Below are 14,803 nucleotides of genomic sequence, written 5' to 3'. Positions count from 1 at the left end.
ATCCTACGGGGACGCCCCCGCGCCGATGACCGACGTGCGGCTGCCACGCCCGCGCGTGTCGAACGTCCTCAGCTTCACGACGCCGCTCACCGCCACCGGCCCGTCGTAGAGGGCCGAGTCGGCGTCAGGCTCGGCGCCGTCGGTCGTGTAGCGGATCTGCAGCCCCGGGAACGCCACGTTCGCCACGAGCTTGCCGTCCTCGACGCGCGCGCCCGGCAGCGGAAGCCGGTAGTCCACGCCGCCGCTCAGGTGGTCGAGCCGCGGCAGCTCGCGCTGTCCGAGGCTGTTGGCGAAGCGACTCCACGCCTCGGCGAGCAGGCCCGCGCGCGCCGCCCCGTCCTCCTCCGACGCCCACGCCGGGTCCGGCGCCCAGGCCCGCTCCGCGAGGGCGATCAGCTTCGGGAAAATGAGGTACTCCATCGCCCCCTGCCCCTTCGCGTTCTCGCCCCAGAGCTGCCCCTGGATGCCGAGGATATTGGCCCGACCGGCGTCGGTCAGCTTGACGTGGTCCCGGAACATCTCGGTCGGATCGATCGGATTGCCCATGCGGTCCGCGTGGGCGCTCTTGTAGACGTCGAGCGGCACGAACTCGTACGGCTTGCGCGTGTCCACGAACCCGGCCCAGTAATAGCCCGGTTCCGCAGGATCCTTGTCGTAGGCGAGGTCGAAATACAGATTGGTCGCATTGGAGAGGACCACCGGATAACCCGCGTTGGCGAGCTTGTAGCCGTTGTCCTCGTCCCCCCAACCCCAGACGTTGTTCCAGACATACGGCCTGAAATTGCTGCTCAGGAACTCGGGGTTCGCTTCCTTGTCGACGCCGCCCTGGGCCTGCACCTTCCTCAATCCGATCTCCTCCCAGCCTCCGGTCACCAGGCCGTGGGACGCGACGATCGCGTTGAGCTCGCGGAGGAAATGGCTCGCAATGTCGTCCACGGACTCGACACCTCCCTCCTGCGCCTCGTCGAGGAGGGCCTGGCACGACGGGGATTGCTCCCAGACGCCGTCCGGCACCTCGTCGCCGCCCGTATGGATGGTGGTGAGCGTCGCGCCGGCCTCGGCGTAGATCGCGACGACGTCGTCCACGACCTTCCGCAGGAACCTGTAGGTGGACTCGCGGCAGGGGTTCACCACGTTGTCGGTCCACATCTGCACGGACATGTACTGCGACGGGTCCTCCAGATCGCTCAGCAGGAACTCCTCGGCCTTCTCTACATCGCCCTCGGCCGCGAGCCTCGCGTAACGCGCCTCCATGGCCTTGACCGCCGCGCGGGCGTGGCCCGGCATATCGATCTCGGGGATCACCTCGATGTGGCGCGCCTCGGCATAACGCAGGATCTCCACGAGCTCGGCGCGGGTGTAATGGCCGCTGCCGCTCGACGCCGGCGACGCCGGGTCCGGGCCGGAGCCGAACGAGGGGACGATCTGGTCGCGGTCGTCGAGCGTATGGCCGCGCCGGGCGCCGACCTCGGTGAGCTCCGGCAGGCCGCGCACCTCGAAACGGAACCCCTCGTCGTCGGTCAGGTGGAAATGGAACTTGTTGAGCTTGTAGAAGGCCATCACGTCGAGCAGCTTCAGCACGGCCTCCTTGCGCTGGAAGTTGCGCGCCACGTCGAGGTGCATGCCGCGGTACCCGAAGCGCGGGGCGTCCTCCACCGTCACCGCGCCGATCGCGATCTCGGGCTTCGCGGTCCGGTACGCCTCGACGGGCGCGAGGGCGCGCAGGCTCTGGATGCCATAGAAGACGCCGGCCGCGTCGCTGCCCACGATCTCGACGCCCTCGGCCGTGACCGTGAGGCGATAGGCCTCGTCGCCCGCCTGCTTCGGCTGGCCGCCGACGTCGATCGCGCCCGTCGACAGCGCGATCGCCGCCGTCCCCGCGGGCGGCGCGCCCTCACGGACCTCCGGCGCGGCGCCGAGGAGCGCCCCCAGGGCCTCCGCCAGAAAGGCCGCTTCGCCCTCGAGCCCGGCAGCGTGGTAGATGGGCACGGCCGACGAAAGCGAGAGCTCTCCGGCGCCCGCCTCGAGGAGCACCGGCGTGGGCACGACCCTGTCCACGTCGCCCGCCGGGAGCACGCGGACAGCGAGGTTCTCGTCATAACGAGACGCCGCCGTCGGCACCGGCGTCATGTCGCCGGGGAAACGGTCCGTCTGCTTCTTCTCCTCGAACGGCGCGACCGCCTCGGAGCCCACCGCCTCCGGCGCCGAGGCCATGCCCTCGCCGTCCGTGAACACGAAATAATAGCCCGCGGGCGCGTCCGTCTCCTTGATGGCCCAGTACGATCCATCGAAAGGGATCACCACGCTCTGCCCCGGTTCCAGCGGCTGGAACGCCTCGGTCGGCTCCAGCTTGAAGAAGTCGCCGTTGATGTGGGTGACCTTCACCCCAGGCGGCAGGCTCTCGGGCACGATCAAACGCACGAAGTTGAAATACAGCGTCCATCCGCTGTTCCCGAGCGCGACCTTCCCGCGGTTTTCGATCGTCAGCTCCGAGCCGAAGCTCACCGCAGGGTTCTTGTGGTTGTCCACCACGCCCCAGGTGACGGCGAAGTCCGCGCCCGACGGGCGCTCCTGCGCCGAGCCGCCGCCACCTCCGGTGCCGCCGCCGCCGCCGCCACCGCCGCCGCCGCCGCCGCCGTCATTGCCCGTGCTGGTGCTCATCGTGGTGCTCGCCGTGGACGAGGACGTCCCGTCGTCGCCGCACCCTGCCACAAACAGGGCGCCGGCGAGCAGCCCAAATCGGAAAACAGGCCTTCTCATGACGCACTCCTACAGTGTTTTGGTGACCTTCTTGAGCCGCCTCGGCGCGTCGGGATCCAGCCCTCGAGCCTCGGCCAGGGCAGCGGCCGCCAGGTAAAACGCCAGGATCTGACAGAGCGGGTCGAGCAGCTCGTGAGGAGACGCGGGCACCGCGAGATCGACCCCCGGCAGCCCGGCCGGGCCCACGAGGATCACCTTCGCGCCCTGTCCCCGGAACTCCTCCGCCACGCGGACGAGGCCGGCCTGCGCCGGGCCCCGCGGGGCGAAGACGAGCAGCGGGAACCGCTCGTCGATGAGGGCCATCGGCCCGTGCTGCACCTCGGCGACCGTGAACGCCTCGGCGTGGACGCCGCACGTCTCCTTGAACTTGAGCGCCGCCTCCAGCGCGATGGAGAAGCCAGGGCCCCGCCCGAGCACGAGCAGGCGCTCCTCGCCCGAGAGCGCGTCCACGAGCGGGCCCACGTCGCTCTCGCTCGCGGCGGCCAGGGTCTCCGGCAGCGCCTCGAGCGCGTCGAGCAGGGCGGCGTCCTCGCCCCACATCCCCACCACCCTCGCCATGGCGCTCAGGCTCGCGATGAAGCTCTTCGTGGCGGCGACGCTGCGCTCGGGGCCGGCGCGCAGGGGGATCGTCGTCGCGGCCGCCTGGGCGAGCGGCGAGCCGAGCTGGTTCACCAGCGCCGCCGTCGTCGCGCCCGCGGCGCCGCACGCCGACAGCGCGCCCACCACGTCCGGGCTCTGCCCCGACTGCGACACCGCCACCGCCAGGCCGCCCGGGAGCCGCAGCGGCGCGCGGTAGAGGGTCACCACCGACGGCGGCAGGCTCGCGACCGGACAGCCGAGCTGCGTCATCACGAGGTACGCGAGGTAGCCCGCGGCGTGATCCGAGCTGCCGCGAGCGATCGTGACCACCGACGGCGGCGGCGCCGCCCGCAGGCGGGCGCCCAGCTCGCGGTAGGCGTCCTCGTCCTGCGCGAGCTGCTGCGCGACGATCTCCGGCGCGGAGCGGGCCTCCTCGGCCATCATCGAGGTCGTTCGGTCACGCAAGGGGCTCCCCCTCCACGAGGACCTGCCGCAGGGCGAGATCCTCCTCCAGGACCAAGAGATCCGCGAAGCAGCCCGGCGCGATCCGCCCTCGATCCTCCAGGCCGAGGTGCTCGGCCGGGAACTGGCTGCACCGGCGCGACGCCTCGGCCAGCGGGAGCCCGAGGTCGACAAGGTTCTTGAAGGCCTGGTGCATCGTCAGGCAGCTCCCCGCGAGCGTCCCGTCGGGGAGCCGCACGCTGTTCTGGCACTTCATGACGGCGTGCGCGCCGAGCTGGTACGGCCCGTCCGGCATCCCCGAGGCCGCGGTGCCGTCGGTCACGGCGTAGAGCCGGGGGATGCAGCGCAGGGCGGCGCGGATGGCGCCCGGGTGCACGTGGACGAGATCCGGGATCAGCTCGGCGAAGTCGCCGTGGGCCAGGGCCGCGCCCACCGCGCCGGGCTCGCGGTGGTGCAGCCCGTTCATCGCGTTGAAGAGGTGCGTGAAGCCGCTCGCCCCGGCGGCGAGGGCCGCCACGACCTCCTCGTAGCTCGACAGCGTGTGCCCGATCTGGACCCGCACCCCGAGGCCGGACAGGCGGCGGACGAGCTCCAGGTGGCCGGCGATCTCCGGCGCCAGCGTGAGCACGCGGATCGGCGCGATGGCGTTCAGCGCGAGCGCGGTGTCGAGATCCCCGCCCACCACGCACGGAGGCTGCGCGCCCAGCCGACCCGGGTTGAGGAACGGGCCCTCCAGGTGGACGCCGAGGACGCGCGCCTCGCCGCGGCGGCGCGCCTCCATGGCGGCCCGGATCGCGCGCAGCGCGGAGGCGATCTCCGGGAGGGGCGCCGTCATCGTGGTGGCGAGCAGGCTGGTGGTCCCGGTCGCGGCGTGCGCGCGGGCCATCGCCCGCGGCGCGTCGCCGCCCTCCATGACGTCCCGGCCGCCGCCGCCGTGCACGTGCAGATCGATGAAGCCGGGCACGATCCGCGGCCCCTGGCCGGGCCCTTCGGCCGGCGCGCCCGCGATCTCCTGGATCCGCGCGTCGACGTACAGGCGCCCGCGGAGCCAGCCGTCCGGCGTGAGGATGTTGCCCACGAGCTCCACGCCCATCACCCCTTGAGCTTCTGCGCGAGCGCGGCGGCGTACCGCGGCGCTTCCGGGCCGACCAGGAGGTGGACCACCCGATCGGACAGGCGCATCACGCCCTTCACGTCGGCGGCCTCCAGCGCCGCCTCGTCGATCGGGTCCGCGTCGGCGAGCTCGACGCGCACGCGACCGCTCGAGAACCCCTCCACGGACCGGATGTTGGCGGCGCCGCCGAGCGCCGCGAGCCAGCGCTCGATCCATGCTTCCGGCCGCGCCGCGGGCGCGCCCCCCCGCGCGGCGCCCGCCACCTTCGGCTCGCCCGCCGCCGGCGCGCGGCCCGCGAGCTCCCGCATCTCCTTGGCGATCGACTCGGCCATGGGGCCGAGGATCACCTGCAGGCTGTCGGTCCCCGGGCGCACGACGCCCTTGGCGCCGAGCGCCCTGAGGTCCGCGTCCTTCACGCGATCGCGGTCGACCATGACCAGGCGCAGGCGGGTGATGCACGCGTCGATCTCGCGGATGTTGCCGTGGCCGCCGAGCGCCCGCAGGAGCTGCCCCGCGAGCCCGCCAGCGCCCGCCTCGACCCCGGCGCCCGCCTCGACCCCGGCGCCCGCCTCGGCCCCGCCGGCCGTGTCGGCCCCGCCGCCCCCGGACGCGACCGCGGAGGGCGCCGCCGCGGCCTCGCGGCCCGGCGTGGCCAGGTTGAACCGCTCGATGCAGACGACGAAGAGGCCGTAATAGACGACCGCGTAGGCGAGGCCGATCGGCACGATCATCCAGCCCTTGGTCGAGAGGCCGTAGTTCAGCGCGTAATCGATGAACCCGGCGGAGAAGCTGAAGCCGTGCTTCACGCCGAGCACGTCGAGCAGCGCCAGCGACAGGCCGGTCAGCACGGCGTGGACCGCGTAGAGGGCCGGCGCGAGGAACATGAACGCGAACTCGATCGGCTCGGTGATGCCGGTCAGGAAGGCGGTCAGCGCGGCCGAGAACATCACGCCGAAGGTGGCCTTGCGGTTCTCCGGGCGCGCGGTGCGGTAGATCGCCAGGCACGCGGCCGGCAGGCCGAACATCATCACCGGGTAGAAGCCGGCCATGAACACCCCCGCTGATGGATCGCCGGCGAAATAGCGGTTCAGATCGCCGGTCACCGCCCCCTTCGCGCCCTGGAACGAGCCGACCACGAACCAGGCGAGGTTGTTGAGGATGTGGTGCAGCCCGGTCGGGATGAGCAGGCGGTTGAGGAGGCCGAAGAAGAAGGCGCCGACCGGCCCCGAGGCGACGATCCAGCCGCCCACCGCGTCGATGCCGGCCTGGATCGCCGGCCAGACGACGCCGAGGACGAGCGCGAGGGCGAGGCTCGCGCCGCCGGTGACGATGGGCACGAAGCGGCTGCCGCCGAAGAAGCCCAGGAAGGAGGGCAGCTTCGTGTCGCGGAAGCGGTTGTACATCGCCCCCGCGAGGACGCCGGCGAGGATGCCGGCGAGGACGCCCATCTTGATCTTGTCGTCGATGCTCTTCACCCCGTTCGTGATCACGAGGTAGGCGATCATCCCGGAGAGCCCGGCCACGCCGTTCGCCTCGCGCGCGAGGCCGACCGCGATGCCGACCGCGAAGATCAGCGCCAGGTTGTCGAAGATGGCGCCGCCCGCCTGGGCGACGAACGCGATGTCCAGCACGTCGGGCTGCCCCAGCCGGAGCAGGAGGCCCGCGACCGGCAGCACCGCGATGGGCAACATCAGCGCCTTGCCAACGCGCTGCAGCTCGTTGAATCCTCTCATACGACGCTCCTCCTCCGTCGGGCGGGTCGGCCTCCGCGCCGCGCCGCCCCCGGTCTGCTTGCTGGGCTCTCGAGATCAGCCGGGCCGCGCGCCCGGCGCGAGCAGCGCCCGCACCTCGGCCGCGGTCCCCAGGTCGAGCGCGGCCCGCGCGATCTCGCGGCACCGCGCGGCGTCGAGCTCGCGGATCCTCGCCTTCACCTCGGGGATCGCCTGGACGCTGACGCTGAGCTCGGTCACCCCGAGGCCGACCAGCACGGCCACGGCCTCGGGGTCGCTCGCCACCGCGCCGCAGATCCCCACGTGGCGCTCGCGCTTCTTCGCGGCCTGCACGGCCGTGTCGATGAGCCGGAGCACCGCCGGGTGCAGCGCGTCCTGCCGGCCGGCGAGCCGCGGGTGCGTGCGGTCCATGGCCAGCGTGTACTGGGTGAGATCGTTCGTGCCGATCGAGAAGAAATCGACCTCCGCCGCGAACCTGTCGGCCTGGACCGCGACCGACGGCACCTCGACCATCACGCCGAGCTCCACCGGGGGCGAGCCGGCGCGCCGGCGCTCCTCCTCGAGCACCTGCTTCGCCTCCCGGAGCTCCTCGAGGCTCGCGACCATGGGCAGGAGGATCCGGTGCCCGGCCGGGGCCCGCGCCGCCAGGATGGCGCGGAGCTGGCTGCGCAGGAGCGCCGGGTGGAGCGCGCCGATGCGCAGGCCGCGGATGCCGAGGAGCGGGTTGTCCTCCGCGGGGAGCGGCATGTACGAGAGCGGCTTGTCGCCGCCGACGTCGAGCGTGCGGACGACGAGGGGGCGCTCGCCCAGCGCGTCCGCGATCTCCTGGTACGCGGCGATCTGCTCGGCCTCGGTGGGCGCGGCGTCGCGATCGAAGAACATCAGCTCGGTGCGCAGGAGGCCCACGCCCTCGGCCCCGAGCCGGACGGCCTTGCGCGCGTCGTCGGCGCTCGCGATGTTGGCCAGCACCGCGACGCGGACCCCGTCGCGGGTCACCGCGCGCTCCCCCGCGGCCGCCTCCTGCCGCTCGCGCAGCGCCTTGCGCGCCCCGAGCCGGCCGCGGTAGGCGTCGAGCTCGGCCGCGGTCGGGCGGAGCAGCACCACGGCGCCCTCGGCGTCGAGCACGGCCGTCGCGCCCGCCTCGACGGCGAGCAGCGACGCCGAGGCGCCGACGAGGTACGGCAGGCCGAGCGAGCGCGCCAGGATCGCCGCGTGCGAGGTGGTGCCGCCGAGCACGCTGACCAGGCCGGCGACCCGCTGGTCGGCGAGCCGCACGACCTCGGAGGGCGTCAGGCTCTCGGCGACGACGATGCTGCCCGCGGGCGCGGCCTGCGCCTCGCCGCCGCCGACGAGGTGCCGCAGCGCGCGGCCGCCCACGTCGCGCAGATCGTTGGCGCGCGCGGCGAGCAGCGGGTTCGAGAGGCGCGCGAGCTCGCGGCACGACGCCATCACCGCCTCGCGCCACGCGAACGCGGCCGACTTGCCCTCCACGATGGCGACCTCGGTGCGGGTGATCATCTCCGGATCGTCGAGCATCGTGAGGTGCGCGCTGAAGATCTGGGCCTGCTCGACGCGCTTGCCCGACGCGGCGACGAGCTGCTTCAGCTCGAGCCGGGTGTGGCGCAGCGCCTTCTGCAGGCGCGCGAGCTCCGCCTCCGTGTCGTCCGCGTGCTCGTCCACGTCGGCGGCGAGCGGGTCGATCTTGCAGATCGGGCCGATGGCGAGGCCGGGCGAGGCGCTCACGCCGTGCACGTGCCGCGCGTCGTCGGCCGCGCGCGGCGTGGAAGAAGCAGGGGCGGCGGCGGCGCGCTCCGGCTCGGCCGTGCGCGCGGCGTGCGCGGCGGAGAGGTCCTCGCCCAGCCCGCTCCGGACGAGCTCGACCAGGCGGGCGACCGCCCGCGCCGCCTCGCTGCCGCTCCCGACGATGCGCAGCTCGGCGCCCGGGCCGGCGCCGAGGTTCATCAGCGCGACGACGCTCTTCGCGTTGGCGTTGCGGCCGGCGAGCTCGACGCTGATGTCGGCGGCGAACGACTTCGCCTCGCTGGCGAGCACCGCGGCCGGCCGCGCGTGCAGCCCGTGCGGGTTGGCCACCACGACGAGGGCCGACGTGACCCCGACCGTGGCCCGCGGCGGCGGCCTGGACGCGCCCCCCTCCCCCGCGCTCGATGCCCGCGGCGCTCCCTCGCCGGCCCGCCGCCGGGGGCTCACGGTCATGAGGCGGCTCACGCCGGCCCTGGCCACGCCGCTCGCGCGCTCGACGATGGCGCTCGTCTCACCGCTCAGGACGACGATCTGCGTGAGCAGGCTGGGCGCCTTGCGGAGGAGGAGATCGGCGTCGAACTCGAGGAGCGCCTGGCCCGCCGAGACCCGGTCTCCCTGGCTCACCCGCGCCGTGAAGCCCTCGCCCTTCAGGCCGACCGTGTCGATGCCGACGTGGATCATGATCTCCACCCCGGCCGCGGCGCTCAGGGTGATCGCGTGCCGCGCCGCGTGGAGCTGGGTCACCGTCGCGTCGCACGGGGCGAGCAACGTCTGGGAGATCGGGTCGATCGAGATGCCGTCGCCGACGATCTTGTCGGCGAAGACCGCATCGGGGACCGACTCGATCGGCACGATGGGACCGGAGAGCGGTGCGAGCAGCGTCAGCGATTCGCCGGGGTGCATATCGACCGCGATCCTACCCGGATGTGGCTCGACAGGTTCCTGGCCGAGGGGCTCGATGGTTCCGTCCACGGATCGAGGCGAGAGCAAGCGTCGTGCCCTGCACCGGGGCTGCCTGCCGCGGGAGGGAGGTGATCGAGAAAAGCGCGCTGCGCCCGGGGATCGCCGGCGATCTCCCGGCGATCGCGGGGACGGCCGGGGGGGCGATCCGGGAGCGCTCCTGCGATCGGGGGGATCGCCCGGCGATCTCCCGGATCGCCCCCCTGCTCGCCGGGATCGCCGGGCGCGACGGCGGCGGCTCCCCTCCTGGCGGCGCGCAAAAACGGGCCGAGGGGGCGCTGTGGCGCCGATCGTCGAGGTCGTCGCCGCGACCGGTACGCCGATTGCTCGTTGGACCAGCAACGACCGGCAACCGGCAAACCCAAGGAGATCCCTTATGAAGCTTTATGCCCTCACGACCCTGCCGCTCTTTGCTGTGATCGCCCTCGCTGCCTGCGGCGGCGTCGATGGCGACGACGCGGAGCGCTTCGGCCCCGATGGAGCAGAGCTCGAGTCGACGGAGCAAGCCGCCGTCGCCGCTGCCTGGGCGCCGTATACCGCGTATGCGGTCAATTCCGAGGTGACCTACGGCGGCGTCACGTACCGCTGCATCCAGGCGCACACCTCCCTTCCGGGCTGGGAGCCGCCGATCGTCCCGGCGCTGTGGCAGCCGGTCGGCGGCACCAGCAGCACCACCACGAGCAGCAGCACCACGAGCTCCAGCACCAGCGGCGCGGGCGGCAGCGGCGGCTCCGGCGGCAGCGGCGGCTCCGGCGGCAGCGGCGGTTCGGGCGGCAGCGGCGGCTCCGGCGGCTCCGGTGGTGGCGGCGGCTCGGACGGCGGCGGCAAGAAGGTGATTGGCTACTTCGCGGAGTGGGGCGTCTACGGCCGCAACTACCACGTCAAGAACATCGACACGAGCGGATCGGCCGCCAAGCTCACGCACATCAACTACGCCTTCGGCAACGTGGTTGGCAACCGGTGTGCCCTCGGCGACACCTATGCCGATTACGACAAGGCCTACAGCGCCGCCGACAGCGTCGATGGCGTCGCCGACACCTGGGACGCCGGCGCGCTCCGCGGCAGCTTCAACCAGCTCCGCAAGCTGAAGCGCAAGCACCCGCACCTCAAGGTGCTGATCTCGCTCGGCGGCTGGACCTGGTCCGCCGGCTTCTCCGACGCGGCGCTGCCCGCGAACCGCGCCTCGTTCGTCTCGTCGTGCGTCGATCTCTTCATCAAGGATCCCCGCTGGGCGGGCGTGTTCGACGGCATCGACATCGACTGGGAGTACCCGGCCGCCTGCGGCAGCACCTGCAACCAGCGCCCCGAGGACACGCAGAACTTCACGGCGCTGCTCGCCGAGTTCCGCGGCCAGCTCAACGCGGTGCGCCCCGGCCTGCTGCTCACGATCGCGGCGCCCGCCGGGCTCGACAAGATCGAGAAGATCCAGGTCGGCCAGATCCACCGGCACCTCGATTTCATCAACCTGATGACGTACGACATGCACGGCGCGTGGGAGCGCACGACGAACTTCCACTCTCCGCTCTACAACGCCGGCGCGAACCCCGCGAAGGCGCTGAAGTACAGCACCGACGAGGCGGTCACGGCCTGGCTGAACGGCGGGACGCCGGCGAGCAAGCTGGTCGTCGGCGTGCCCTTCTACGGCCGCGGCTGGACCGGCGTCGCCAGCGCGAACCAGGGGGTGTGGCAGTCGGCCGCCGGCGCCGCCCCGGGCACGTACGAGGCGGGCATCGAGGATTACAAGGTCCTGAAGGCGAAGGGGCACCCCGGCTTCACCCACCCGGACACCAAGGCGTTCTATACCTTCAACGGGACCGAGTTCTGGAGCTACGACAACCCGGCCTCGCTCGGGGTCAAGATGCGCTACATCAAGGACAAGGGGCTGGGCGGCGCGATGTTCTGGGAGCTGAGCGGCGACACCGCGAACGGCGAGCTCGTCACGGCGGTGAAGAACGGCCTGCGGTGACGGCGTGAAGGGCCGCGTGGCCGCGCTACGCGGCCGCGCAGAGGGTGCCGATCTCCTCGAACTCGTGGACCATCCGACCGAGCCCGCCCTCGTCGACCGTGAGGCCGAGGGCCGCCGCGGCGTGGGCGAGGAGCTTCCGCTCCCGCAGCGACGTTACCTTGTCCACCGCCGCCGCGATCTCGAGCGCGCACAGCAGCGGGGCGCGCGCGCCCTCCGGCACGCCGCGGAGGCGCTCGATCCAGGCGATGTCGTCGGCGAGCCGCTCGTTCAGGCCGGCGCGCGCCGAGGCCGGCAGCTGCCGCAGCACGGCCGCGAGCAGCGCGGTCTCCTCGGGCTTGAGGCGGCCGTCGGCGGTGAAGATGAACCAGAGCCCGTCGAACAGCCGATCGAGGTGCGGGCGCAGCCTCTCGTCGCAGAGCGCCCCGTCGAGCGCGCGCCGGTAACGCAGGTATCGGCGCGCGGTGTCCCCCAGGCGCCGGGTCACGAGCCAGCTCGCGATCGACGACGAGGCGACCGAGAGCACGGGCACCAGGTTGCGCGCCACGCTCTCGCCGGCGAGCCGCGCCGCGAGCTGCTTGGCCACGTCCGAGCCGCGCTCGCGCGCCGAGCGCACGAGCACGCCCGCGGGATCGTCCGTGTCCTGGGGGTGCTCCGCGACGCCGAACGTGAGGGCGAGCAGCGCCCACACGTCGGCCGGCTCGTCCGGATCGAACCGGAGCCCGAAGAGATCCGCGAGCTCGCAGAGCATCCGCACGTGCAGGAGCAGCCGGAGCACCGTCTCGCCGCCGAGCGCGAGCGCGGCGGCGGGGATCGCGACGAGCCCGCCGAGCCCGTGCGTCTCGGCCGTGGCGGCGGCCGCGCCGGTCGAGAGCGCCCCGGTCGCGCCGCCCGCGAGCGCCGAGCGGACGCAGGCGCGCCGGACGACCGCGCGCGCCTGCGTCCGCTCGGTCACGCCGGTCGACGCCGCGATGATCGCGGGGCGAGGCCGCCGGTTGTAGCGGCGCACCGCGCGGGACAGGAGCTCCTCGAGCCATGTGTGGACCGAGCGCGCGCCCACGCCCGCTCCGCTCGTCGCCTCGATCAGCGGGAGCGCCGCGGCCCCCGCTGCGTCACCAGGATGCGCAGCCTCGTCGCTCATGGATCAGGGCTGTTCAAGATGCATTCCCTGCAGAGCGGCCGACGAGGCCGAGCGCGTCGAGCCCTGCCGAGATCGGCTTGGCGACGTGCCGAGATCACTCGCCCGTGTCGAACTCGCACTCGGCGACCTCCGGCGCGCACGCGCCCTCGATCTCGGCGGCCGCAGAGGCGAGGCAGTCGTTGCACTCCGCGCTCCGCCCCTCGCCGGCGCCGCACCCGCCATAGCAGGGCGAGCCCTCCACCGCGCCGCATTCGGCGCAGAGACACTCCATGACCGCCCCGTAGATCGCGGCCGACCACTCGCACAGCTCCGCCGGATCCGCGGCGTCGTACGGGGGCAGCGCGCAGGTCGCGCACCCGGCGCTGCCGCCGCCTCCGCCCCAGCCGCCCCAGCCGCCGACGTCGCCGCCCGCGGCGCCGCCGGCCTCGCCTCCGGTCCCGCTGCCGCCCGTGCTGCCGCCGGCCTCGCCTCCGGTCCCGCTGCCCCCCGCGCCGCCCGCGCCGCCGCCGGCCCCGCTGCCTCCGCTCCCGCCCACCAGATGGTAGCCGTCGTCCAGCCCCGCCAGCGCGGTACACCCGACGGCCGCCGCAGCCGCCAGCCCGCTCAGCGCCATCGCCAGGAATGCGTCCGCCCGCTTCGAGCCCGCCATGGCGACGGAGGATCATCCCCTTGCGCCCCCGGCGTCAAGTGACCGTCCGGCGTCGCGCCCACACGTGTCTTGATCGGCACGGACGCGCATCTCGACTGGCCCCTCGATCCGCTGGGTCGGTCGGGATCAGGGAGCGGAGGTCAAGGTCGCGAGGATGTCATCTCGCATCTCGCTCCTGACGTCGAGGAGCCCGCCGTTCGGGAAGCTCTTTCCTTCCTCCGTCAGCGCGTTGATGGCCTGGTAGAACGGATCCGCGCCGATCGCGGGCGCCGAGTACGCATCGAACGTCGCTGCCATGAGATAGCGTGGAACACGGGTCTCCTGCGGCGCGTCCTCGCTCGCGAGGATCCACGCGAAGGTGCTGGCCGAGCTCATGTAGGCGACGAACGCGGCGGCGGCATCGGCGCAGGCGTCCGTGCACCTCGCGCTCACGACGAAGCTGTCCGTGAAGAGCAGCGGGCGGTTGCCGTCCCCGAGGGGCGCCGAGGCGAGCTTGATCTCGGCCGGATCGCCGCCGGGAGGAAGGCTCTTCAAGATGGCGTGGAGCCGCTCGGAATAACCGAAGGTCGCGTCGACCTCCCCTGCCGCGAAGCGCTGCGCCGGGAGATCGACGTTCTCTTCCCGATCGTAGGTGCCGTCGAGGCACGGGTTGCTCCCCTCGCTCTCGCACGTCCTCGCGAAGATGCCGAGCGCATCGAGGGTCGCCGCGTCGTACATCGTGGTGGAGATCGCCGATGCGACCCCCTCAGGCCCGTTCGTGTCCGCCCACGCGTCCAGGTACAGCGAGGGTAGGTTCCAGCTTCCGAGCAAGTTGCCGGCCATGTCCGGCGCATCCGTCTGGAGGTCGACGAGCGCCGACGCCAGCTCGGCCGCGGTGCCAGCGCTCTCCACGGACGGGTCCCTGGAGAAGGTGAAATGGCCACAGAGCCAGTGCGGGACGCCGTAGATCTCGCCCTCGTAGGTCGACGCCTCGATGCCCGCCGGGTGCCAGTCCGCGGGAGGAAGCTCCGACCAGGGCCGGATCGCGCCCGTGGCCACGAGCTCGCCGAGCAGGATCATGTCCGTCTCGATGACGTCGACCGAACAGTCGGCCTCCTCCCCGGCGAGGCCCATGGCCAGCGCCGCGGGATCGTAGACATCCGCCGCGAAGCAGGGCGGATTCACCACGAGATCGATCCCGGCGTGCGCTTCCTCGAACTCGGCCTCGATGCGGAGCGCCATCGCCGCGAGCTTGTCTCCCGCCGCGTCGGGGATATAGGGGTACAGGGGAACCCGGAGCACGGTCTTCTCCCCGGCGCTGCCCCCCTGGCCGCCGCTTCCGTCCTCGCCCCCGCTCCCGCCCCCACCAGCGCCGGTCGACGAGCCGTCATCCATGCCGCTCGAGCAGCCCAGCGTCGAGAGCAACGTCAGACCGACCATCCGGGCCAGATTGCGCGCCATCGAGGCCGCGAGCCCCGGCGGCGGCGAGCTTCCGATCTTGGATTCCCTCGTTCCCATGGTGACACCTCGTCGCTCGCAGCTGGCCACGACTCCCCGGAAAAGTCGAGACATGGCGCGCTGCACGCGCTCGCGCCGCCGGAGCCGCCGGCCCCGGCGCGCTCGATCCGTCCCCCGGGGGCTCACCGCCGCCGCGGCTCACCGCAGCGCCGGCGCTGGGTAGACTGCACAAGTGCCAGAGGAGCAG

9 protein-coding genes are annotated in these 14,803 nt (G+C 72.9%); 1 reads left to right on the top strand and 8 read right to left on the bottom strand.

Annotated elements, in window-relative coordinates; translation table 11 throughout:
- Window positions 1-3 precede the first annotated feature (3 nt).
- The 5 genes from WME83_RS16010 to ptsP form a co-directional block, all read right to left on the bottom strand.
- Complete coding sequence (locus WME83_RS16010) at window positions 4-2,760, bottom strand: family 20 glycosylhydrolase (protein ID WP_437320148.1); 2,757 nt, start codon at window positions 2,758-2,760, stop codon at window positions 4-6.
- A gap of 9 nt (window positions 2,761-2,769) precedes the next feature.
- Window positions 2,770-3,780: an SIS domain-containing protein gene (locus WME83_RS16005; RefSeq protein ID WP_437322005.1), complete on the bottom strand. Its 1,011-nt coding sequence runs from the start codon at window positions 3,778-3,780 to the stop codon at window positions 2,770-2,772.
- 16 nt (window positions 3,781-3,796) lie between these two features.
- The gene (gene nagA / locus WME83_RS16000; protein ID WP_437320147.1) at window positions 3,797-4,894 is read right to left on the bottom strand and encodes an N-acetylglucosamine-6-phosphate deacetylase; all 1,098 of its coding nucleotides are present in this window, start codon (window positions 4,892-4,894) and stop codon (window positions 3,797-3,799) included.
- A complete protein-coding gene (nagE, locus tag WME83_RS15995) occupies window positions 4,894-6,648 on the bottom strand; it encodes an N-acetylglucosamine-specific PTS transporter subunit IIBC (protein ID WP_437320146.1) in 1,755 nt (584 codons plus the stop codon). Before nagE ends, nagA begins: the two co-directional genes overlap by 1 nt.
- Window positions 6,649-6,723: 75 nt before the next feature.
- On the bottom strand, window positions 6,724-9,309 hold the full coding sequence (ptsP, locus tag WME83_RS15990; RefSeq protein WP_437320145.1) for a phosphoenolpyruvate--protein phosphotransferase: 2,586 nt from the start codon (window positions 9,307-9,309) through the stop codon (window positions 6,724-6,726).
- Window positions 9,310-9,742: 433 nt separating this feature from the next.
- Between ptsP and WME83_RS15985 the strand changes: the two genes are divergently transcribed.
- Window positions 9,743-11,332, top strand: coding sequence for a glycosyl hydrolase family 18 protein (locus WME83_RS15985; RefSeq protein WP_437320144.1), 1,590 nt, complete (start codon window positions 9,743-9,745; stop codon window positions 11,330-11,332).
- Between the two features lie 25 nt (window positions 11,333-11,357).
- On the opposite strand, the gene WME83_RS15980 is transcribed toward WME83_RS15985, so the two are convergent.
- The 3 genes from WME83_RS15980 to WME83_RS15970 form a co-directional block, all read right to left on the bottom strand.
- Window positions 11,358-12,470 (bottom strand): hypothetical protein, encoded by a 1,113-nt coding sequence (locus WME83_RS15980; protein ID WP_437320143.1) that lies wholly within the window; start codon window positions 12,468-12,470, stop codon window positions 11,358-11,360.
- Window positions 12,471-12,564: 94 nt separating this feature from the next.
- Window positions 12,565-13,119 carry a hypothetical protein gene (locus WME83_RS15975; protein WP_437320142.1) on the bottom strand — a complete coding sequence of 185 codons (555 nt, stop codon included), beginning with the start codon at window positions 13,117-13,119 and terminating at the stop codon, window positions 12,565-12,567.
- A 126-nt stretch (window positions 13,120-13,245) separates the two neighbouring features.
- Window positions 13,246-14,616: an extracellular solute-binding protein gene (locus WME83_RS15970; protein ID WP_437320141.1), complete on the bottom strand. Its 1,371-nt coding sequence runs from the start codon at window positions 14,614-14,616 to the stop codon at window positions 13,246-13,248.
- Window positions 14,617-14,803: the final 187 nt, after the last annotated feature.

Source organism: Sorangium sp. So ce385 (assembly GCF_051474135.1).
Classification (GTDB): domain Bacteria; phylum Myxococcota_A; class Polyangia; order Polyangiales; family Polyangiaceae; genus Sorangium; species Sorangium cellulosum_D.
This window is presented reverse-complemented; position numbering and strand designations above follow the sequence as displayed.